The 21,895-nt window shown below is 70.0% G+C and carries 17 protein-coding genes and 1 pseudogene; 6 read left to right on the forward strand and 12 right to left on the reverse strand.

Going from position 1 to position 21,895, the window contains the following annotated elements; all coding sequences use genetic code 11:
* Positions 1 to 11 precede the first annotated feature (11 nt).
* From KVS69_RS09565 to KVS69_RS09590, 6 genes are read right to left on the reverse strand one after another with little or no spacing between them, the layout of a single operon-like run.
* Positions 12 to 1,028: a VacJ family lipoprotein gene (locus KVS69_RS09565; protein WP_217537885.1), complete on the reverse strand. Its 1,017-nt coding sequence runs from the start codon at positions 1,026 to 1,028 to the stop codon at positions 12 to 14.
* A 1-nt stretch (position 1,029) separates the two neighbouring features.
* Entirely contained in the window at positions 1,030 to 1,341 is a 312-nt protein-coding gene (locus tag KVS69_RS09570; protein WP_217537886.1) for an STAS domain-containing protein, read from the reverse strand.
* Positions 1,331 to 1,993 (reverse strand): ABC transporter substrate-binding protein, encoded by a 663-nt coding sequence (locus tag KVS69_RS09575; protein WP_217537887.1) that lies wholly within the window; start codon positions 1,991 to 1,993, stop codon positions 1,331 to 1,333. Before KVS69_RS09575 ends, KVS69_RS09570 begins: the two co-directional genes overlap by 11 nt.
* On the reverse strand, positions 1,990 to 2,514 hold the full coding sequence (mlaD, locus tag KVS69_RS09580; protein WP_068854468.1) for an outer membrane lipid asymmetry maintenance protein MlaD: 525 nt from the start codon (positions 2,512 to 2,514) through the stop codon (positions 1,990 to 1,992). Before mlaD ends, KVS69_RS09575 begins: the two co-directional genes overlap by 4 nt.
* A gap of 37 nt (positions 2,515 to 2,551) precedes the next feature.
* Positions 2,552 to 3,301, reverse strand: a complete 750-nt coding sequence (locus KVS69_RS09585) for an MlaE family lipid ABC transporter permease subunit (RefSeq protein WP_068847974.1) — start codon at positions 3,299 to 3,301, stop codon at positions 2,552 to 2,554.
* Complete coding sequence (locus KVS69_RS09590; protein WP_217537888.1) at positions 3,301 to 4,089, reverse strand: ATP-binding cassette domain-containing protein; 789 nt, start codon at positions 4,087 to 4,089, stop codon at positions 3,301 to 3,303. The genes KVS69_RS09585 and KVS69_RS09590 overlap by 1 nt, the downstream gene beginning before the upstream one ends.
* A gap of 234 nt (positions 4,090 to 4,323) precedes the next feature.
* Here KVS69_RS09590 and recC point away from each other — a divergent pair, with 234 nt between their 5' ends.
* From recC to recD, 3 genes are read left to right on the forward strand one after another with little or no spacing between them, the layout of a single operon-like run.
* Positions 4,324 to 7,668, forward strand: coding sequence for an exodeoxyribonuclease V subunit gamma (gene recC / locus KVS69_RS09595; RefSeq protein WP_217537889.1), 3,345 nt, complete (start codon positions 4,324 to 4,326; stop codon positions 7,666 to 7,668).
* Positions 7,665 to 11,312, forward strand: a complete 3,648-nt coding sequence (recB, locus tag KVS69_RS09600) for an exodeoxyribonuclease V subunit beta (RefSeq protein ID WP_217537890.1) — start codon at positions 7,665 to 7,667, stop codon at positions 11,310 to 11,312. Before recC ends, recB begins: the two co-directional genes overlap by 4 nt.
* Complete coding sequence (gene recD / locus KVS69_RS09605) at positions 11,309 to 13,198, forward strand: exodeoxyribonuclease V subunit alpha (RefSeq protein WP_217537891.1); 1,890 nt, start codon at positions 11,309 to 11,311, stop codon at positions 13,196 to 13,198. The genes recB and recD overlap by 4 nt, the downstream gene beginning before the upstream one ends.
* 27 nt (positions 13,199 to 13,225) lie before the next feature.
* On the opposite strand, the gene KVS69_RS09610 is transcribed toward recD, so the two are convergent.
* The 6 genes from KVS69_RS09610 to KVS69_RS09635 all read right to left on the reverse strand — a co-directional run bounded on the left by KVS69_RS09610 (position 13,226) and on the right by KVS69_RS09635 (position 18,899).
* Positions 13,226 to 13,645 carry a hypothetical protein gene (locus tag KVS69_RS09610; protein ID WP_217537892.1) on the reverse strand — a complete coding sequence of 140 codons (420 nt, stop codon included), beginning with the start codon at positions 13,643 to 13,645 and terminating at the stop codon, positions 13,226 to 13,228.
* Positions 13,646 to 13,680: 35 nt separating this feature from the next.
* Positions 13,681 to 15,705: an FUSC family protein gene (locus KVS69_RS09615; protein WP_217537893.1), complete on the reverse strand. Its 2,025-nt coding sequence runs from the start codon at positions 15,703 to 15,705 to the stop codon at positions 13,681 to 13,683.
* 4 nt (positions 15,706 to 15,709) lie between these two features.
* Positions 15,710 to 17,242 carry an efflux transporter outer membrane subunit gene (locus KVS69_RS09620; RefSeq protein ID WP_345776800.1) on the reverse strand — a complete coding sequence of 511 codons (1,533 nt, stop codon included), beginning with the start codon at positions 17,240 to 17,242 and terminating at the stop codon, positions 15,710 to 15,712.
* Complete coding sequence (locus KVS69_RS09625; protein WP_179197390.1) at positions 17,239 to 18,153, reverse strand: HlyD family secretion protein; 915 nt, start codon at positions 18,151 to 18,153, stop codon at positions 17,239 to 17,241. The genes KVS69_RS09620 and KVS69_RS09625 overlap by 4 nt, the downstream gene beginning before the upstream one ends.
* Entirely contained in the window at positions 18,150 to 18,359 is a 210-nt protein-coding gene (locus KVS69_RS09630; RefSeq protein WP_017354740.1) for a DUF1656 domain-containing protein, read from the reverse strand. The genes KVS69_RS09625 and KVS69_RS09630 overlap by 4 nt, the downstream gene beginning before the upstream one ends.
* 84 nt (positions 18,360 to 18,443) lie before the next feature.
* Positions 18,444 to 18,899 (reverse strand): MarR family transcriptional regulator, encoded by a 456-nt coding sequence (locus KVS69_RS09635; RefSeq protein ID WP_068847958.1) that lies wholly within the window; start codon positions 18,897 to 18,899, stop codon positions 18,444 to 18,446.
* Between the two features lie 129 nt (positions 18,900 to 19,028).
* On the opposite strand from KVS69_RS09635, the gene folE reads away from it, so the two are divergent.
* The 3 genes and pseudogenes from folE to KVS69_RS09650 all read left to right on the forward strand — a co-directional run.
* Entirely contained in the window at positions 19,029 to 19,631 is a 603-nt protein-coding gene (gene folE / locus KVS69_RS09640) for a GTP cyclohydrolase I FolE (RefSeq protein ID WP_068847956.1), read from the forward strand.
* Positions 19,632 to 19,725: 94 nt separating this feature from the next.
* Positions 19,726 to 21,195, forward strand: coding sequence for a DUF3375 domain-containing protein (locus tag KVS69_RS09645; protein WP_217537894.1), 1,470 nt, complete (start codon positions 19,726 to 19,728; stop codon positions 21,193 to 21,195).
* 91 nt (positions 21,196 to 21,286) lie between these two features.
* A pseudogene (locus KVS69_RS09650) lies at positions 21,287 to 21,883 on the forward strand (DUF4194 domain-containing protein); the annotation flags it as partial.
* Between the last annotated feature and the right edge of the window lie 12 nt (positions 21,884 to 21,895).

Here is a 21,895-nt window from a genome sequence, read left to right on the forward strand (position 1 = left end):
GGGGTTTTTTCTTAGTTGCCCCAGTTGGGCATCGGCATCGCGTCGACCGGGATCGGCGCGTCGTCCGCGTCCTTGCCGCGGTCACGGCGGCCGCGCAGGTCGTTCTGGATCTGGTAGTTGCGGCGCTGCAGCCAGGCATCGCGGGTCAGCGCGTACTCGTCCACGGCGCCATCGCGGATGTCATCCAGTGCCAGCAGCTGCGAGCGCATGTCCACCAACTGCAGGCCCTGCAGGGGGATGCGGACCTTGTCTTCCTCGATCGTGCGGATCGGCGACAGCGGAATGTCGCCAGCCAGGCCGAACACGTCGCGCACGGTACGCGGGCCGAAGAACGGCAGCTCCACGTAACGCGAGCTGCGCCAGCCCCAGGCACCCAGGGTCTGGCCGAAGTCTTCACTGCGGCGCGGTACCAGCGCGCGGCTGGCCGGGTCGAAGAGACCACCGATGCCCAGCGTGGAGTTCATCACGAACCGGCCCAGGCTGTCCCAGGCATCCCCGGGGCGGCCCTGCAACAGCTGGTTGGTGATGGTCACCGGCGCGCGCAGGTTGCTGAAGAAGTTGGTCACGCCGGTGCGTGCGAAGCGCGGCACGACATTCACGTAAGCGGTGGCCAGCGGGCGCGCGACCGCGCGGTCGACCACGTTGTTGAACGCGTGCACGCGGCGGTTGAAGCCTTCCCACGGGTCGTACGGCGAGCGACCCGGTTCGGCACCGTCGGCGGTCGGCGCCGGACCGCCGTAAAGCGCAGCGAAGTCGTCCTCGGCACCGGTCGGCGCGACATCCGAGACGGCCGGCACGGGGGCGCCATCGCCTTGGGCGGAATCAACGGCGGCCACGGGTGCTGCAGGGCTGGCGACGGTCGGCGAGGTCGCTGCATCGGCGGCGCTGTCGGCCGCTGCGGGAGCCGCCGGTGCGGAGGCGGGCGCCACCGCCACGCTGGCGGGCGCACTGTCGCGGGCCGGCTTGGCTGCACAGGCACTCAGCGCCAAGGCCAGCAGGAGAAGGGAGGCGGTGCGTATGACGTTCATGTCAGCTCGCGGCAGAAGGGGCATTGAAATCCAGGGACGGCGCCAGCCGATAGGCGGCGCTGAGTTCGGTGAAACCAGGAGGGGTACCGTTGAGAACCAGCGTACGCCCGTTCGCGCGCGCGCGCGCCGACAGCTCGGCCAGCAGCGCCAGGCCGGCGCTGTCCACGCCCTCCACCGCCGCCAGGTCGAGCTGGGAGATCCTGTCGGGGAGGGCCTTCAGCTGCGGCCACAGCGCCACGACCGCATCGCGGTCCAGCACGCCGGTGAACCGGGCGCGCGGACCGTCGAGCTGCACGGTGGCGTTACTTGCCATTACCGGCCGGCCCGGCCTGCAGGGTACCGCCCCGCAGTTCCTTGGCCACTTCCTGGATGCCCTTCTGGCGCAGCGGGCCGTCGAACTGGGTACGGAAGGTCTGCACGTAGGAAATGCCTTCGATATTGACGTCGAAGATCTTCCACTGGCCGTTGACGTTGCGCATCAGGTACTCGACCGGGGTCGACTCGCTGCCGGCGCGCAGCAGCTCGGTCGATACCTTGACCCCGCGGTTGCCCGGCAGCGGCTGCTCGCCCTTCAGGCGGAAGCTCGGCTTGCCCTGGATGGTCAGCAGGGCCGAACCGTAGCGCTGCATCAGGTTGTCGGCCATGGCATCGGCAAACAGCTTCACGTCCGCGTCCGAAGCCGTGCGCGCGTTGGGACCCAGCACCAGGCGCGCCGCGTAATCACGGTCGAAGGTGCGGTTGAGCTCGCTGTCGATATAGCTGCGCAGCGCGGTCGGGTTCTTGCTGAACTCCGCACGGCGCTGCTGCAGGGTGTTCAGGATGCGGGTGCTGGCATCCAGCACCACCTTGCCGGCCTGGCTCTGCGGCGCGGCGGCGGTAGCCGGGGCGGCCTGGGCGAACGACATCGAGGGCAGGGTGGCGAGCAGGGCCGAAGCGAGCAGCGCCGGAATCAGGGTCTTTTTCATTTCTGCGGTTCCGTTGCCGGCGCTTCCGCGCCGGGAGCTTCCTGGGAAGCGGCGCCGGCATTGCCCGGGCCGCTGAACATGTACTTGCCAACCATCTGGATCAGGTCCACGGCCGGCTGGGTGAAGACGATCTCGTCACCGGACTTGAGCACCTCCGGGTCACCGCCCGGTTGCAGTCCGATATAGCTCTCGCCGAGCAAACCGCTGGTGAATATGCCGGCGGAGGTATCGGCCGGCAGATCCTTGAACTTCGGGTCCAGCTTCAGGGTGACGATCGAATCGAAGCGGACCGGGTCCAGGTCGATGTTGCCCACCTGGCCCACCACCACGCCGCCGATCTTCACCGGCGCCTGTTTGCGCAGCTGGCCGATCTGGGTGAAGCGCGCCTTGAGCTCATAGCCCTCGCTGCCGAAGCCCCAGCGCTGGTTGGTCGATGCCATCGCCAGCACCAGCAGCGAGGCCAGCGCCAGCAGCAGGAAGGCGCCGACGGAAAATTCGAGTCTGGGACCGCGGATGGCCATGTTCATCTCACCGTATCTGATCAAAGGGGGGTGCGGGTCAGCGGAACATCATGGCCGACAGCACGAAGTTGAACATCAGCACCAGCAGCGAGGCGTTCACCACCGCGCGGGTGGTGGCCACCGACGTGCCCTCGATGGTCGGCTCGGCGTGGAAGCCCACGTACGACGCCACCAGCGCGGCGGTGCCGCCGAAAATGGCCGACTTCAGCATTGCCACGCCGAAATCGTCCCAGAAATCCACGCTGTTGCTCAGCGCCGACCAGAACACGCCGTTGTCCAGGCCCAGCACGTGCACGGCTTCGAAGTAGCTGGCGCTGATCGCCAACGAACAGAAGATGCCGGTGAGCAGGGGCACGGTGAGCACCGCCGCCCAGAAGCGCGGTGCCACCACCTTCGCCACCGGATCGATCGCCATCAGCTCCAGCGCCTTGATCTGGTCGGTGGCGCGCATCAGCCCCAACTCCGCGGCAATCGAGCTGCCGGCGCGGCCAATGAACAGCAGCGCGGTCAGCACCGGTGCCAGTTCGCGGTACAGCGACAGGCCCAGCAGGGTGGACAGCGCATCTGCGGCGCCGAACGTGGTGAGCGTGCGGTAGCCCTGCAGGGTCAGCACCAGGCCTACGAAGGCACCGCCCACCGCGATGATCGGCAGCGAACGCGCGCCCACCTTGTAGATCTCGCGGGTGAGCTCGGCCAGGAAGTCGGCGGTCGGCAGCGAACCGCGCAGCACGGTCAGCGAGAACAGGCCGGCCCGGCCCAGAGAACGGGTGCTTTCAACGAACGGCATCAGGCCACCTTCGCGCGGGGCGCGGCATCGAACGGGATCGGGCCGTCCGGCTGTCCGTGCAGGAACTGGCGCAGCAGCGGGTCCTGGCTGGACTCCAGCGCGGCCGGGCTGCCCTGGAAGACCACGCCGCCATTAGCAATGGCGATCACCTGGTCGCAGATCGGCAGGGTCTCGTGCACATGGTGGCTGACGATGATGCTGGTCAGGCCCAGGCTGTGGTTGAGGCGCTGGATCAGGCTCATGATCACGCCGCTGGCGATCGGGTCCAGCCCGGTCAGCGGTTCGTCGTAGATCATCAGCGGCGGGTCCAGTGCCAGCGCGCGCGCCAGTGCCACCCGGCGCGCCATGCCGCCGGACAGCTCGCGCGGCCAGGCATCGGCTGCGGCCAGCAGGCCCACCGCGTGCAGCTTCATGTCCACCAGCCGGCGCAGCACCGGCGCCGGCAGCCGGGTATGCGTGCGCAACGGCAGCGCTACGTTCTCGGCCACGGTCAGGTCGGTGAGCAGCCCATTGCCCTGCAGCAGCACGCCGACACTGCGGCGCATCGCGCGCAACGCGCTGCTGCCGGAGGGAATGGGCTGGCCGAACAGGGTCACGCTGCCCGCCGCGGGGCGCAGCTCGCCGGTCAGGGCGGCCAGCAGCGTCGACTTGCCGCTGCCCGACGGGCCGAGCACGGCGGTGATGCTGCCACGCGGTACCGACAGCGAAACGTCGCGCAGGATCGCCCGACCGCCGCGATCAATTCGCACGTTCTCCAACTGCACCAGCGGTTCTGCGGAAGCCGTCATGGACGCCATTAACAAAATTCCAACGTTGTAAGATCGTGGTGGGCGGCTGAACAAAACCGAACTGGACCGTGCAGTATTGTCGCATGTCGGCATCCCAAGCCCCGCCACGGCGCGGTTCCCGGCCCGCAACAGTGCGTACCGCCCTGATCTGTGCGGGAGGTCACAGACGTCACCGGCTTGCCGCCCGTATCGGCGAGGGTCGAGATTGGCGCCGGGCTGCGGCACACTGCCGCGATGACCGACCCCGCTTCAGACTTCCGCCTGTACCACTCCAATTCGCTCGACGTGCTGGCCGCGCTGCTGGCCCGCACCCTGCGCGAGCCGGTGGCGGGGCAGTCGATCCTGGAGCCGGACGTGGTGCTGATTCCCCAGGTGGCGATGCGGCGCTGGCTGCAGTCCACCCTGGCGGCGGAGTATGGCATCGCCGCCAACCTGGCGTTCCTGACCCCGGGCGAGTTCGTGGCCCGTGCGCTCAATGCCAATGTGCCGGGCGAACATGACGACCTCACTGCCGCCGCGCTGCACTGGAAGCTGTACGCCGCGCTGACCGACCCGCTGCTGATGGCGCAGCCGCCGCTGCGCGCGCTGCAGGCGTACCTGTCCCAGCCCGACCCGCTCAAGCCGTGGGCGCTGGCCGGGGAGCTGGCCTCGGTGTTCGAGAAGTACCAGGCCTGGCGCCGCGACTGGCTGCTGCGCTGGGAGGCCGGCGCCGACCCGCTGGATCCGCAGGCGATCCTGTGGCGCCACATCGGCAGCGGCCACCAGTACCGCGCGCGTCGCATCCATGCTTATCTCGACGGCTTCGAAGGCGCGGACCGTCCGTTGCCGGCGGGGCTGCCGCCGCGTCTGTTCGCCTTCGCCACCTTGAACGTCTCACCGGATGTGCTGCGCGTGGTGGCCACCCAGGCGCGGGTCGGCACGCTGCACTTCTACCTGCCCACGCCGACGCGTTCCTATTGGGGCGACCTGCAGACGCTGGGCGGGCGGCTGCGTGCTGGCGCGGTTGATCCGTTCGGCAATGGCAGCGATGAGAACCGCCTGCTGCAGGCCTGGGGCGCGGCAGGGCGCGACTTCATGGCGGTGCTGGGCAGCTATGAAGTGGTGCATCCGTCCGGTGAGATCGCGGCCTACGACGATCCCGAAGACGACGCGCGCCCGGACATGGCGCACGGCGGCCTGTCCGACAGCCTGCTGCACCGCCTGCAGCGCGACCTGTTCCACCGCCGCGCGCAACCGGCCGGTGCGTTGCGATCGGGGCTGCTGCGCAACGACCCCAGCCTGCAGGTGCATGCCTGCCACACCCGCCTGCGCGAACTGCAAGTGCTGCACGACCAGCTGCGTGCGCTGCTGCAGGACCCGCGCTTCGATCCGCCGCTGCAGGCACGCGACATCGCGGTGCTGGCACCGGACATCGACCCCTACGTGCCGTACCTGGAAGCGGTGTTCGGCGGCCGCAGCGGTGGCGAAGACCACATTCCCTACGCCCTGGCCGATACCAGTCCGCTGACCGGCGAACCACTTGCCGATGTGTTCGTGCACCTGCTGGGATTGCCGGTGTCGCGCTTTGGCCTCAATGAAGTGCTGGACCTGCTGGCGAGCGCGCCGCTGGCCGAAGCGGCCGGGCTGGATGCGGCCGCGTTCGACCGCCTGCACGACTGGCTGCAGGCCGCCGGTGCGCGCTGGGGCTTGAGTGCGGCGCACCGCGCGCAGCACCAGGCACCTGACGATGATGCCTACACCTGGCAGTTCGCGCTGGACCGCCTGCTGCTGGGCCATGCCAGCGGCAGCGACGGCGACATCGCCGGGGTGGCGCCGTGGCCGGAGCTGGAAGGCAGCGCGCTGGATGCGCTGGACCGCCTGCTTCGGCTGATGCGAGTACTGGCCCGTTACCAGCGCGCACTGGGCGAGGCGCTGACTCCGGCGCACTGGCGCCAGCGCCTGCTGGCCATGCTGGATGCGCTGTTGCCCGAGGCACCGGAAGCGGCCAGCAGCCAGCGCGCGCTGGAACGGCTGCGCAAGCTGGTCAACGAGTTCGCCCGCGATGCCGAACGCGCCGGGTTCACCGGTACGGTACCGCCAGAGGTAGTGCGCGCACATTTCGCCGGCGCCTTGAGCGAGGCCGACACGCGCGCGCCGCTGCTCACCGGTGGCATCAGCTTCGGGCGCATGGTGCCGATGCGGCTGCTGCCGTTCCGGGTGATCTGCGTGCTCGGCCTGAACGATGGCGATTTCCCGCGCCGCGACCCGGCCGCCGGGCTCAACCAGCTCACTGCCGAACTGGGTACCGACAAGCGCCGCCACGGCGACCGCTCGCTGCGCGAGGACGACCGTTTCCTGTTCCTGCAGCTGTTCGCCTCCGCGCAGGATGTGTTCTACCTGAGCTACCTGGGCGCCGACCCGCGCGATGGCAGCGTGCGCGAGCCCTCGGTGCTGGTCAGCGAGCTGATCGATGCCGCCGCCGAATACCACGAGGATCCCTCGGCGGCGGCAAAGCAGCTGACCGTGCGCCATTCGCTGCAGCCGTTCTCGCCGGCCGCCTTCGGTGGCGGCGATGAGCCGCGCCGTTTCAGCTACCGCCAGCAGTGGCACCCGGCCGCCGGTTCGCTGGGCAGCGTGCGTCGCGCGCCGCCGGCGTGGTTCGAACAGGCGCTGGCGCCGCTGGAGCAGGAGGGCGCGCCCGAACTCTCGCTGGACGCGCTGCGCCGCTTCCTGGTCGATCCCGCCGGGCAGTTCCTGTCGCAGCGGCTGGGCCTGCGCCTGCCCGATGACCTGACCACCGCCGACGACCTGGAGCCACTGGTGCTGGCCGGCCGGGGACTGGAGCAGCGCCTGCTGCAGCACGCGGTGATCGAGGCGACCCTGCAGGGCGATGACACCCCTCTCTATGCACGCCTGCGCGCCCGCGCGCTGCTGCCGTCGGGCGCACTGGGCGAACGCCAGTTCCAGGCCCTGCAGGAGCAGACCCGCCCGTATGCGTTGGCACTGGCCCAATGGCGTGGCGACAGCGACGCCGACAGCCGCCGCTATGAGGTGGAGATCGATGGCGTGCGCCTGCATGGGCGGGTGGACGACATCCACCCGCAGGGCATCGTGCGCCTGCGCGCGGGCAGCTTGAACGGCCCGGCGGCGATCCGGCATGGGCTGGACTGGCTGCTGGCCAACGCCGCCGGCGATGCACTGGCGCTGGTCGAATTCCACGACGGCGGCGACGACGGGGTAGGGCCGCACGTGCTGCCTGCAGTGCCCGCGCCCACCGCCAGGGCGGCGCTGCAGGCGCTGCTGCAGCTGCGTCGCGAAGGCATGTGCGCGCCCCTGTTGTACGGGCCGTACACCGCCTGGACGCTGTACCGCGCGCCCGCCGCCAAGCGTGAAAGCGAAGGCTGGGCGCAATGGCATGGCGGCGAACGCCGCTGGGGCGAAGCCAGCGGCGATGCGGTGCAGCTGGCCCTGCGCGGCCGCGATCCGTTCGCCGACGCAGACAGCTATCAACAGCTGCTGCACACCAGCTTCGTGGTGTTCAGTGCGGTCCGCGAGGGCCGGGTGTTCCAGGGCTTCAGCGACGAAGGAGCCGTGGCATGAGCGGGCTGATGCTGCAGGACGACCCGTACCTGTCGCTGCCGCTGGACGGCGTGCGCCTGATCGAGGCCAGCGCCGGCACCGGCAAGACCTTCACCCTGGCCACGCTGTTCACCCGGCTGGTGGTGGAGCAGGGCTACCGCATCGGCCAGATCCTGGCGGTGACCTTCACCGACGCGGCCACCCAGGAACTGCGCAAGCGCATCCGAGAGCGCCTGGCGCTGGCCGCGCAGCTGCTGGCGCGCGCACCGGCCGCCGACGACGCACCCGAGGTGCAGCTGACCCGCTACCTGCTGCAGCGCGAACTGGCGCTGGGCCGGGAAACACCCGCAGCGCTGGCCCAGCGCCTGCAGACCGCCGCCGATGAGATCGACCTGGCCTCGATCTTCACCATCCATGGCTTCTGCACCCGCGTGCTGCGCGAGCACGCGCTGGAAAGCGGGCATACCTTCGACCCGCCCACGCTGCTGCCCAGCGAACGCGAACTGCACGACCAGCTGGCAGCCGACCTGTGGCGCGTGCATGCCAACGACCCGGCCACGGTGGATGCGTTGACCCGGTTGTGGTCCGCGCCCGATGCGCTGGCGCGCGACCTGTCGGCGCTGATCAAGCCATTGCCGCTGCTGCCCGCGTTGCCGCAACAGCACCTGGAGGATCCCAGCCCCGCGCTGCAGGTGGCCGCCGAGGCGCTCGGCAGTGCGATCGACGCGCATGTCGACGCCGCCCAGGCCAGCATCGCCAACGCCTTCGAGCGCAAGCTCTTCGACGGTCGCCGCGCGCGGAGGCCGAGCTTCGACAAAGCCTTTGCCGAGCTGCTGGCCGGTCGTGCAGCGCGCACCTGGCCGCGTGGTTCCACCTCGCACCTGGGCAAGCTGCTGCCGGTGGCGTTGCTCGGGTTCTGCAAGGAGGACCAGCAGGGCCATTGCCCGGCCTCGCCGCTGTTCGATGCGCTGCAGACCTGGTGGCACGCCGCCGATGCCCGCGACCAGTGGCTGCGCCAGCAGGCGCTGCTGCTGCTGCACCAGTTGCGCGGGCAGGCCCGTGCGCGGCTGGACGAACTCAAGCGGGTCGGCCGCGTGCAGACCTACGATGACCTGATCGACGGCGTGGCCGCCGCACTGGAGGGCCCGCACCGCGCGGCGCTGGTGCAGCAGCTGCGCGCACAGTACGCCATTGCGCTGGTGGATGAGTTCCAGGACACCGACGACCGCCAGTGGGGCATCTTCCAGCGCGTGTTTGGCGATTCGCCCGAAACCCGCGACGCCGGGCTGGCGCCGGCGCTGTTCCTGATCGGCGATCCCAAGCAGGCCATCTACGGGTTCCGCGGCGGCGATATCCACACCTACCTCAAGGCCAAGCGCGAAGCAGAGGCCGCACCGGCGTTGAACCGCAACTTCCGCTCGCGCCCCGGCGTGCTGCGCGCGCTGCAGGCGTTGTACGAAGCCGCAGGCGAGCGCGCGTTCCTGGAAGCGGACATCGCCTTTGAACCGGTGCTGCCGGGCAGTACCCGCAGCGATGCCGATTTCCTGCGCGATGGCCAGCCCGCACCCGGGCTGACCCTGCGCCTGCTGCGCAGTGCCGATGGTGCTGACTTCAAGGCAGACCCCTCGCGCCAGCAGGCCACCGACGCCTGCGTGGCCGCGATCCACCAGGTGCTGCTGGAGGGTCGCGAAGGCCGCGCGCTGCTGCGCGGGCAGCCGGTGCAGCCAGGCGACATCGCAGTGCTGGTGCGGCGCCACCACGAAGCCACCCGCATCCAGCGCGCGCTGAGCGCGGTGGGCATTCCGGCGGTGGCTGCCGGCAAGCAGAGCCTGTATGCGACCGCCGAAGCCCGCGAGCTGCGCGTGCTGCTGCTGGCCCTGCTGCAGCCGGCCGATGAAGGCCGCCTGCGCGCGGCGCTGTCGACCGTGCTGCTGGGCGAAAACGCCGCCTCCATCGACGCGATGGAGCGCGACGGCGACCCGCAGCGCGCGTTCCAGACCCGGCTGCTGCTGTGGCGGGAACGCTGGCTACGCGGCGGGCCGTTCGCGGTCATCGCCGACCTGTGCGCCGAACACGCCGAGCGCCTGCTGGGCCTGCTGGATGGCGAACGCCGGCTCACCAACTACCTGCAGCTCGGCGAGCTGCTGCAGCAGGCCGCGGGCCAGGCGCTGGGCATGCACGGCCTGCTGGACTGGCTGCAGGTGCAGATGGCGCACGCCGACCAGGACGATGAACAACAGCTGCTGCGGCTGGAATCGGATGCGCGCCGGGTGCAGATCATCACCCTGCACAAGAGCAAGGGCCTGGAATACCCGCTGGTGTTCCTGCCGTTCGTGGGCATCGACAGCGGTGGCGGCAACACCGACTCCAACTGCACCGTGTACGCCGAAGGTCGACGCGAGCTGCACTGGAAGCTGGACAAGGACGAGGCCTGGAGCGCGGCCAGCGAGCGCAGCGCACAGGAGCAGCGTGCTGAAGACGCGCGCCTGCTGTATGTGGGCCTGACCCGCGCCGAGCACGCGTTGTGGATCGCGGCCGGCGACCTGGCCGGGCTGGCGAAGACGCGGCTGGCGCCGATGCTGTCCGACCTGGAAGCGCTGCGCGCGCACCCGGACATCGCGGTGATCGAAGGCCCGGTGGAGCCACGCCCGGCGCAGCTGCAAGTGCAGCGCGAAGGCGAGCTGCCGCCGGTGCGCGCGATCACCCGGCGGGTGCCGCACGACTGGTGGGTGTACAGCTTCACCCAGCTGGCCCACGCCGACGCCGGCCACGACACCGACGCGGTGGCCACCGAAGCGCCGGCCCCGGCAGCCGACGAACCGGCCGGCGTGGAACTGCCGCTGGAAGTGGAACCGCCCGCGCCCGGTGAGCCGCAGCCGGAGATCGACCCGCGCTTCATGGGCAGCCGCTTCGGCAACGTGCTGCACGATGCACTGGAGAACACCGATTTCGCGCGCTGGGCGGACTGGCGCGCGGGCGACCCGGCACCGGGCGATGAGGCCGAGGTGCTGCGCGAATCGCTGCGCAGCGAAGGCTACGCCGATGCCGACCTGGACGACGGCGTGGCGGTGCTGGTGCCGCTGGTCGGCCAGACCCTGACCGTGCAGCTGCCCGAAGGCGGCGCGCTGCACAGCGTGCCGCTGCACGACCGGCGGGCCGAGATCGAGTTCCACTTCGCCATGCAGCCCACCGCGGTGCCGGCGCTGCTGCAGCTGCTGCACCACCACGGGCTGGTGCCGGACCGCCGCGGCTTTGGCACGCGACGCCAGCTCGAGGGGCTGATGACCGGCAAGATCGACCTGACCTACGTGCGCGACGGACGCTGGTACGTGCTCGACTACAAATCCAACCGCTTGCCCGGCTACGACGCCGCGCGCCTGGCAGCCGCCATGCAAAGCAGCGAGTACGACCTGCAGGCCTTGATCTACACCGTGGCACTGCACCGCTGGCTGCGCTTCCGGCTGGGCAGCCACTACATACAGGAGCGCGACCTGGGCGGCATCCGCTATCTGTTCTGCCGCGGCCTGGAAGCGGGACGCGCCGACGCACCGGGCGTGCATGCGCAGCGCTTTGCCCCGGCCCTGGTCGAGGCGATGGATGCACTGTTTGCAGGCGGCCCCGGGAAGCACGCCGAACTGGTGGCACGCGCGCGGGGTGAGGCATGAGCCTGCTCGACGCACTGCTGAAGCAGGGCACCCTGCGCACGCTCGACCATGCGCTGGCGCAGAGTCTGCGCCGGCTGCAGCCGGAGACGCCGGATGCGGTGCTGGCCGCCGCCGCGCTGGCCTCGCTGGCGGTGGCGCAGGGCCACGCCGGCGTCGACCCGGCAGCGCCCAGACGGTTGGTGGATGCCGAGCTGGACTGGCCTTCGCCGGACACATGGCTGGCGCAGCTGCGTGCATCGCCGTGGGTGGCATCGCCCGACAGCGACGACGTGCTGGCCGCCGATGCACCGTTGGTGCTCGAACACGGCCTGCTGTACCTGCGCCGTTACCGCGAATACGAACGCCGTCTGGCACTCGGCCTGCAGCGCATCGCCGCGCATTCTTTGCCGGCGCACGATCCGGGCGGGCTCGCCACGCTGTTCGCCCAGCTGTTCCCGCAGGCGCTGGAGGGCATCGACCACCAGGCGCGCGCGGCTGCAGTAGCGCTGCTTCATCCGCTGGTGCTGGTCACCGGTGGCCCCGGTACCGGCAAGACCACCACCATCGCGCGCCTGCTGGTGCTGCTGGCCGCGCAGGCGCAGCAGGCCGGTGCGGCCCTGCCACGGGTGGCACTGGCCGCCCCCACCGGCCGCGCCGCCGAGCGCATGGCCGACAGCCTGCGCCAGGCGCTGCAGCGGCTGCGCCTGGTGGGTGTCGCGTCCGAACTGGCCGAGGCCATGCCGACCACCGGGGCGACCCTGCATCGGCTGCTCGGCGTCATTCCCGATTCGCCACGCTTCCGCCACCACGCCGACAACCCGCTGCCGTACGACATCGTGGTAGTGGACGAGGCCTCGATGATCGACCTGCCGCTGATGACCAAGCTGGTCGAAGCGGTGGCCAGCGGCACCCGGCTGGTGCTGCTGGGCGACCCGGACCAGCTGCCGTCGGTGGAAGCCGGTGACGTGCTCAGCGCGATCCTGCAGGCCAGCGGCGACGGGCTGGGCACCCAGGCCGATGACGCGGCCGCGCTGCGCCCGCTGCTGGCCGCCCCTGCGTTGCTGCCGCTGGCCCCGCCCCGCGCCTTCGCCGGTCGCCGCGTGCAGCTGCAGCGCGGGTACCGGCAGAGCGATGCGCTGGACCTGGCGCCGCTGGCGCGCGCGGTGCGCGAGGGCGACAGCGCCACCGCGCTGCAGCTGCTGCGCGGCGGCAGCCTGGCCGGCGTGGCGTTCCACGAAGACCAGGTCGACCCACTGCTGCAGCACCGGCACACCCTGCTGGCGCACTGGCGCGGGTTGGGCGAAGCCGATGATCCGGTGCAGGCGCTGGCGCAGGCCGGCCGGCTGCGCCTGCTCACCGCGCTGCGCGAGGGGCCGCAGGGTGCGCGCGGGCTGAACGAGCGGATCGAAGCCGCCCTGGCCGGCAGCGCGCGCCCGGGCAGTGGCCCGCGCTATTTCCATGGCCGGCTGCTGCTGATCACCGAAAACAGTTACCGTCACCGGTTGTTCAACGGCGATATCGGCTTGTGCCTGCGCAGCCGCGAAGGCGCGATGCTGGCCTGGTTCCCGGGCGACAGCCCGGAGCAGCCACGCGCCTTCCACCCGGCGGCGTTGCCCGCCCACGAAAGCGCCTTCGCCATGACCGTGCACAAGGCACAGGGCTCGGAATTCGATGAGGTCTGGTTGCAGCTGCCTCGGCGCGACAACCGGGTGCTGTCGCGCGAGCTGGTGTACACGGGCATGACCCGCGCGCGGCAGGCATTGCATGTACTGGGCAGTGCAGAGGTGATGCAGGCCGCGTTGGCGCGGCATGCCAGCCGGTTGTCCGGGCTGGCGCAGCGACTGAATGGTAGAGCCGGGCCTTGCCCGGCTGCACCTGCAGCGCCCGCCCAAGGCGAACTCTGGTAGAGAAAGGCGCTACCGCCGCTTGCAGAATCAGGCGTCGCCTTCTTCTTCTTCTTCCCCGGGAATCAGCACGGTGCCGTCCGGGTACACGATCGCACCGTCGCCGCTGACATCGAAGAAGCCGATCTGGTGCTTGTTGGCCAGGATCTGCACCTTGCCATGGGCGTCTTCGGCCACCTCGTCGTCGAACGAGGCATAGATGATATGGGTGCCGATGCTGTAGTCGGTCACCTGCGGGCGGTCATCCTCGTCATCGGACAGCGGGCCGTCCATCGGCGGGAAATCTTCGGCCAGTTCGGTGAAGAAGGCCTGCAGCGCCGGCACCGAGACGGCGGCGTCGTCGTACTCGTGCTTCTCGTTCCATTCGGTCTGCGCGTTGTACCACTGCAGGAACGCCTCCGCTTCGCGCGGCGCCACGGCCGGGTCGAACACCATCACGTCGTAACTCATTGGGATTACCTTGTTCCATGCAGGAATGCAGGGCGTCAGGATACTCCCCCCTGTGTGACCGCCGGCTGCTCCGGGAACAGCGCATAGCGCAGCCCCAGAACGCCCATCAGCGCTTCATCACGCGCCTTGCCGGCCTCCACCGTCTGCACCCGCTTCAGCGAGGCCTCCAGCTTGGCCTGCAGCGCGGGTGGCGCCGGCTGTGGCCGGCGCAGCGCCACCTGGGCGCGGTAATGCGCGGCCACGTCGTCCAGGATCGCCTCGATCGCCTGCATGCTCGTCGCCGGCAGCCCATGCCGTGCCCGGCGCAGCTGCAGGATGTTCAGGCCGATGCGGGCCTCGGTGAGCATGTCCACCGAGGCGATGTCGCTGCCTTCGGGGGTGGCCGCCAGGCGCGGGGCGAGCAGGCCCAGCAGGTCCAGCATGCGCGCGGCGAACTGCTGGCGGTCCTGCTGGCCACGGCCTTCGGCCGCTTCGGCCAGCGTGGTCCAGCCCTGACGCACCAGGCGGCGGGCGGTCCATTCAGCACCCACCGAGCGGAACAGGCGGGTCATCACCACCGCAAAGCCAATGCCGATGAACATCGCCACCGACGAATTGATGAAGCTCTGGATGTTGGCGCTGTAGGTGTTCTGCACGTTCAGCAGCGCCACCAGGTTGACCGTCAACGGCAGCCCGATCAGCGCGGTCTTGGGCCGGTGCAGCAGCAGCCCGAGGGGCAGGAAGATCACCGCCAGCACCAGCGCCAGGCTGCCGAAGTCGTGCACCGCCGGGAATACGCCGAACAGGTACACCGCCGCCACCAGGCTGGCCACGATCGCCCACAGCAGGAACTGCAGCATGCTCGGCGCCGGGTCGTCCTGCGCGGCGAAGAACGCGGCGGCCACCGCGGCCATCATCGCGCCGTTGCCACCGCCTTCCCAGCCCAGCCCGATCCACAGCGCGCAGTAGGTCATCAGCGCCACGCCGGCACTGGCCGCCGAGAACAGCGCCATGCCGTAGTCCACGTGGCGGCTGGCGCCCAGGCGCTTGGCGTTGATCCTGTAGTGGGCGACGTCGAGCGGCGCGGTCCCGTTCTCGATGGCCTGGTGCAGCGTGGCGCAGTCCTGCCACAGGTCCACCAGCTCCTCCAGCCGGAGCAGCAGGGTGACCAGCAGCAGGTGGTCCAGCTCGCCATCCACCGCCGGCTTCAGCGCCAGGATGCGCGCGCGCAGCGCGGCGTACGCGCTGGCGCTGGAGCGGCCCGGCTGTTCCAGCCAGTGCGCGATGTCGTTCACCAGCGGCTCCAGCCCCGGCGGCAGCGCGCGGCCGCCGGCGCGCAGCGCGCCCAGCCGGTCGGCGATGGACGACAGCACCGGCAGCATCAGCAACATGCGTTCGCGCAGGCGCTCCATGGACACCGCTGCGCCTGCATGGCGCGGGTCATCGCGGCGCAGGAACTCGATCAGCGCCTCGAACTGCACCAGGTCGGCGGCCAGCCGGTTGCGCGGGCCATGGGCCTGGCCGCGCAGCAGGATCTGCCGGCACCATTGCGCGGCATCGTCCATCCAGTTGCCGATCCGCGCGCGCAGCATCGGCCGCGCCGAGGTCGGGAAGAACAGCGAGGCGAACAGCACCGCCACCACCGTGCCCAGGATGATTTCCTCGCTGCGCGCCACCACGGTGTCGAAGATGGTGTCCGGCGAGGTCACCGCCGGGAAGCCGATGAACGCGGTGGTGTAACCGGCCAGCAGGAACGCATAGCCGCGCGGGCCCCGGTTGAGCAGGGCGATGAACAGGCACGCCGACAGCCACAGCGACATCGCCGCGCTCAGCAGCAGCGGCGTTTCCACCAGGTGCGGCAGCATCCACAGCGTGGCCGCGCCGGCAATGAGCGTGCCGACGATGCGGTAGACGCCCTTGGCCCGGGTCGGACCCAGCATCGGCTGGGTGACGATGTAGACGGTGGCCATCGCCCAGTACGGGCGCGAGAGGTTGCCGGCCAGGCCGATGTAGAGCGCGGCGAGGGCGGCCAGGAAGGTCTTTACCGAGAACAGCCAGGCTTGGCGGTCGAGCAGGAGCATTGGGTTAGTGCTGCTGGGTTGTGGCGTGCCGACTGGCAGCATGCCGATTGGCAGCATGCCGACTAACAGTCGGCACTACCGTCGGTGCGGGCGCCTGTGCCGCCGCGTCGGCGTTCCAGCCGCCGCCGAGGACGAGGAACAGCTGGATCTGGTCGCGCGAGACCTGCGCCTGCTGCTGCGCGAGCGTGGCATCGGCCGACACCAGGGTGCGGTCGGCGTCCAGGCTGGACAGGTACGGGGTGCGCCCGCCCTGGTACAGCCGGCGGTTCTGCTCGGCGGCCAGCGCCGCCTGGGCCTGCGCCTGCTGCAGCGACTGCAGGCGCTGCAGGTCGTGTGCGTAGCGGCTCAGCGCGGTCTGGGTTTCGCGCAGCGCCTGCAGCACGCTGTGGTCGAACTCGGCCAGCGCCGCATCGGCCCCGGCTTCGGTGGCGTGGATGCGCGCGTGGGTGCCCGAGGACGGCAGCGTCCACGAGATCAGCGGGCCGAACGACCACTGCTGGGTCAGCGGTTCGCCGAAATCAGCAAGCAGGCCGGCCGCGCCAAGCGACGCGCCCAGGCGGATGTCCGGGTACAGCTCGGCGGTGGCCACGCCGATCCGCGCGGTGGCCGCGGCCAGCTTGCGTTCGGCCTGGCGGATGTCGGGGCGGCGCTGCAGCAGCGCGCGGCCATCGCCCACCGGCAGCGGCTGGGCCAGGGTCGGGGCGTGGTCGCACGCGTCCACGCCCTCGGGCAGCTGGCCCGGGGTGCGGCCGAGCAGGGCGGCCAGCTGGTATTCGGAGGCCTGGCGCTGCGCCTGCAGCGGCGGCAGTGCGGCTTCCAGCATCGCCACCTGCGCGTTGGCGCGGGCCAGTTCCGGCGGCGTGCCGCGCCCGGCGCTGATCAGCCGCTGGGTCACCTCGCGGCTGCGCTGCTGCAGCTGCAGGGAGTGTTCGGCCACGTGTAGTTCGTGGTTGGCGTGGCAGATCTCCACGTAGCTGCCGGCGACCTGGGCCACCAGCGAGACCCGTGCCAGGTCCATCGCCGCAGCCACCGACTGCTCATCGGCCCGCGCGGCTTCGGAGGCGCGCTTGAGCTTGCCGAACAGGTCGAACTGGTAGGACACCGCGAACTTGCCGTCGGCCAGGTTGATCGGCGGCAGCTCGTGCTCGAGCAGGAACGATTCGGCCGAGAGCTGCGCGCGGCTGACCCCGGCTTCGGCTTCGTATTCGAAACCACCGGCATCCAGCGCCTGCTCGTACACGGCGGCGGCGCGGCGCAGGTTGGCATCGGCCACCTTCAGTTCAACATTGTCGCGCAGTGCCTGTTCCACGAGTCCATTGAGCGTGGCGTCCTGGTACAGCTCCCACCAGCGTGCCGGCAGCTCGGCGCCAGGGGCCACCTGCGGGTTGGCGGTGTCGATGAACGCCGCGTTGGCCTCAGGGCGCTGGAAAGCCGAACCGGCCGGTACCGCGTAATCCGGGCCGACCGTGCGGCATGCGGCCAGGCTGCTGGTCAGCGCCAGGGCGAAGGCGATGCGGTGCAGGGCCGGGCGGTTCACAGGGCCGCCCGTGCCGGTTGCGCCGGCGTCGGGGTGGGAGTGGCGGCGTCCGGCTCGATGGTGACCGTGGCGGTGCGGCCGGCGATCAGGTTCACGCCGGTGGGAATGGTGTCGATGTGGATGCGCACCGGGATGCGCTGGGCCAGCCGCACCCAGTCGAACGCCGGGGTCACGTTCGGCAGCAGGCTGGAGCCTTCGCTGCGGTAACGGTCCTCGATGCCGGCGGCGATGCTCTGCACGTGGCCCTGCAGCGGCTGCGCCTCGCCCATCAGGCGGATGTCGACCTTCTGCCCGGCATGCACGCCGCGCAGGCGGGTTTCCTCGAAGTAGCCATCCACCCGGAACGAGCCGGTATCCAGTACCGCCATCACCGGGCGGCCCGCAGTGACGTAGTCGCCGGCGCGCACGGTGCGGTCGTTGACGTGGCCGTCGCTGGGGCTGCGCACCTCGGTGCGGGCCAGGTTGAGCTTGGCCAGGTCCACCGCGGCCTGCGCGGTGGCGGTGGACGCCTGCGCGGCCTGCAGCTTGGCGCGGCGCACTTCGGCGTCCTCGGCGGCCACCAGGTCCTGCAGGCTGCGGTCGCGGGCGATCTCGCGCCGCAGCTGCTCCAGCGTGGCGCGGCGTTCGCCCAGCGTGGCCTGGGCCTGTTCCAGCGCGATCTGGTAACGCGCCCGGTCCACCACGAACAGGACCTCGCCGCGCTTCACCGGCTGGTTGTCGGCCACCTTCACCGCTTCCACCAGCCCGGACACGTCCGGCGCGACCTGGACCACGTCCGCGCTGACGTGCGCATCGCGGGTCCACGGTTCGTCCATGTAGTACGACCACAGGTGGCGCAGCACCAGCAGGGCGGCAATGACGGCAACCACGGTCAGGACGACCGGGAAGGTGTGCTTGAGGATCTTGTTCACGATTGCATCCAACGCATCAGGGAAAACAACCCGCCGAGCACGATCACGTACACGGCCAGGTTGAACAGGGCGGGGTGCCAGATGTGGCGGTAGGCGCCGGTGCGCTGCAGGACCAGGCGCAGCCCGCTCTTGAGCAGGTAGGCCAGCAGCATCAGCCCGAGCAGGGTCGGGACGAACACACCATAGAGACTGAATTCACCGTACATCGGGGCAGGAAGTTCGCAGGAAAGCGGAAAGGGGAACACCACGGCGTCGCAGGACAACACCGGGAGATGGGGCAGGGCAGCGGCTTACGTCACGCGGTCGGACGCCTCGGCCAGCAGCTTCCACAGCTTCAGCACGGTGCGCAGTTCCTCGGTGGTCAGCTCGCCGAACACGTCCTGGCGCAGGCCGATCAGCTGGCTCTCCAGCGCACTTACCAGCGCCTCGCCCTTGTCGGTCAGCCACAGCAGGTTGGCCCGGCGGTCGCTGGCATCGCTTTCGCGGCGCACCAGCTCGCTGGCCGACAGCTTGTCCAGCAGGCGCACCAGCGAGGGGCCTTCCATGCCCAGCTGTTGGGCCAGGGTGACCTGGCGGATACCACCGCCGGCGCGGCCGATCATCAGCAGCGGCATGGTGCAGGCGGCGGAAATGCCATAGCTGCCCAACGCCTGGTCGGCCAGGCGCTGCCATTGCCGCCCTGAGTGGAGCAGGCCGGAGCTGAGCTGCATCTGCAGCTGGGTGCGTTCGTCGAGGGAGCGTTTCATGGCAGATAGATAGGATACTACTAATTTCATTCCTATCAATACCCCCGGCCCAACCGCAGCCCAACGGCCGGGGGACGCCCGGGGGTTCTGTCGGGTACGATGCTCGCCCCCCTTCGGGTGCTGTATGTAATGAGCAAACAAGACAACGACGTGACCCCGGTGACCCAGGACGAGGCCGAATCGGCCGTGCGCACCCTGCTGCGCTGGGCGGGTGAAGATCCCACCCGTGAAGGACTGCTGGACACCCCGCGGCGCGTCGCCGAAGCCTATGGCGACTGGTTCAGCGGCTACCGCGACGACCCGCGTGCCTACATGGAACGGACCTTCGAAGAGGTTGCCGGCTACGACGAACTGATCGTGCTGCGCGACATCGAGTACGAAAGCCACTGCGAACACCACATGGCGCCGATCATCGGCCGCGTGCACGTCGGCTACCTGCCGGCCGGCAAGGTGGTGGGCATCAGCAAGCTGGCCCGCGTGGTGGAGGCCTATGCCCGCCGCTTCCAGGTCCAGGAAAAGATGACCGCGCAGATCGCCCAGTGCATCCAGGACGTGCTGCAGCCGATCGGCGTGGGCGTGGTGGTGGAAGGTGCGCACGAGTGCATGACCACCCGCGGCATCCACAAGCGCGGCGTGAGCATGGTCACCTCCAAGATGCTGGGCAGCTTCCGCGAAGACGCCCGCACCCGGGCCGAATTCCTGCGCTTCATCGAAGTGGGCGGCAAGCGCTGAGTACGCCGCGCGCCCGGCATGAGCGTGCCGGGCCGATGCCCCTCCCGCTGCGCGGCGCCTGGCCGCGCGGCGTCTATCCGGATGTCCTGGCTGCATGAAGCACCGCGAACGCATCACCCGTTACCGCACCCTGCGCGAACAGCCCCAGTGGAAGCTGCTGGCCGCTGCCAACGCCCCGGAGATCATCGGCCTGCTGCAGAGCCTGCTGATGGACGGCGAGCGCACCCTGCCGGCGGCAGCGCTGCACGAGCGCCTGCAGCGCGCGCTGGACCAGCTCAATGGCGAAGAACTGTCGCGCGAGCTGCCGCGCACCGCCCAGGCCTACATCGCCCACTGGCTGGCCCAGGGCTGGTTGGAGCGGCGACTGCCCGAGGGCGCCGACCAGGAGCAGTACGAACTGTCCACCCAGGCGCTGCAGGCGATCCGTTTCGCCGACAGCCTGGAGCAGACGCGCGTGGCGGCCACCGAAAGCCGGTTGGCGCTGGTCATCGAGCAGCTCTCGCAGCTGGCCGCGCAGACCGAATCCGATCCGGACGCGCGCCTGTCGGCGCTGCGCGACGAGCGCGACCGCATCGACGCGGAGATCGCGCGGGTCGGGGTTGGCCGCGTGGCGACCCTGGATGGCAAGCGCGCGCTGGAGCGGGCGCGCCAGATCATCGGCCTGGCCGACGATCTGACTGAAGACTTCCGCCGTGTCCGCGACGACTTCGAACGGCTCAACCGCGAGTTCCGCGAACGCATCATCGACGACGAGAGCGAGCGCGGCGATGTGCTGTCGCGGCTGTTCGAAGGCGTGGATGTGATCGGCGACAGCGACGCCGGGCGCAGCTTCCAGGCGTTCTGGCGGCTGCTCAACGATGCCGAACAGAGCGCCCAGCTGGATGCTGCACTGGAGACCGTGCTCGCGCGCGGCTTCGCCCGCAAGCTGGACCGCGACGAGCGCGCCTTCCTGCGCGGCTTCACCGGTACCATGCTCGACCGCGGCGGCCAGGTCCACGATGTCCTGCAGCACTTCGCGCGCAGCCTGCGCGGCTTCGTGCAGAGCCGTGGGTATCTTGAGCAGCGCCGGCTCAACCAGCTGCTCAAGCAGGCGCAGTCCGAAGCACTGGCGCTGCGCGATGAATTCACCGCCCAGCGGCCGATCGGCCGCGATCTGCAGCTGACCACCAGCCGCCTGCGCTCGTGGTCGCAGTGGAAACTGCATGACCCGCGCAGCGCCCACGTCGATGGCAGCGTGCAGCGCAACGATGCCGCCAGCATTTCGCTGGAAAGCGTCGGCGACCTGGTGGCTTCGTCGGAAATCGACTTCCGCACCCTGCGCCGCGACCTGCACGACCTGCTGGCCATCCAACCGAAGCTGAGCATTGCCCAGGCCCTGTCGCAGCGCGACGCGCCGCAGGGGTTGGGCAGCGTGATCGGCTACCTGTCGCTGGGCACGCGCTACGGCACGGTGGTGGAGGGCGAACAGGAAACCGCGCATTGGCGGGGCGGCGATGGACAGTGGCGGCGGGCCCGTATCCCGTTGGTTTGGTTCACCCAGGAGAAACGCCATGAGCTGGCATGAAGATTCCAACGACGCCGCCCTGATCGACGGTGACGCACCCGACCTCGACGCAGAGCCGGTAGTGGTCACGCCGCTGCCGCGGCGGAACAACGACGTCTACTACCTGGGCGACACCGGCCGGCTGCCGCTGGATGGGCGCCGCGCGCTGTGCCAGCTGCTGATCGGCCCCAGCATCGACCAGCTGCGCCACCCCAAGCTGTGGCCGGCGCTGATCCGCAGTGAAGCGGCCATCCGCTCCTCGCTGGCCGACCTGTTCCTGGAACTGGTGCTGGACCGCGACAGTGGCGTGGCCTTCACCCGCCAGGCCGACACCGAAGACGTCGAAGCGCCGGTGCTGCTGCGCAGCTCGCCGTTGACCTTCATCGACTCGGTGCTGCTGCTGTACCTGCGCCAGCAGCTGGCCGAGGCCGACGCGCGCGGCAATCGCGCGGTCGTGGCCGACACCGAGATGGCCGAAGCGCTGGCGATCTACGAGAAGAACCTTTCCACCGACCGCGCCGGGTTCAACCGTCGCGTTGCCGCGGCGGTGCAGAAGATGAAAGAGAACCACATCCTGACCCGCCTGGCGGGCCAGGAAGACCGGCACGAAGTATCGCCCGCATTGAAGCTGCTGTTCTCCGCCGAAGACGTGTCCGCACTTTCGTCGGTGTACCGCCAGTTGCGCGAAACCCCTGCTGCCAAAGCCTGAACGGAACGACCG

It is taken from the genome of Stenotrophomonas sp. GbtcB23 (genome assembly GCF_019091045.1).
GTDB lineage: Bacteria > Pseudomonadota > Gammaproteobacteria > Xanthomonadales > Xanthomonadaceae > Stenotrophomonas > Stenotrophomonas rhizophila_A.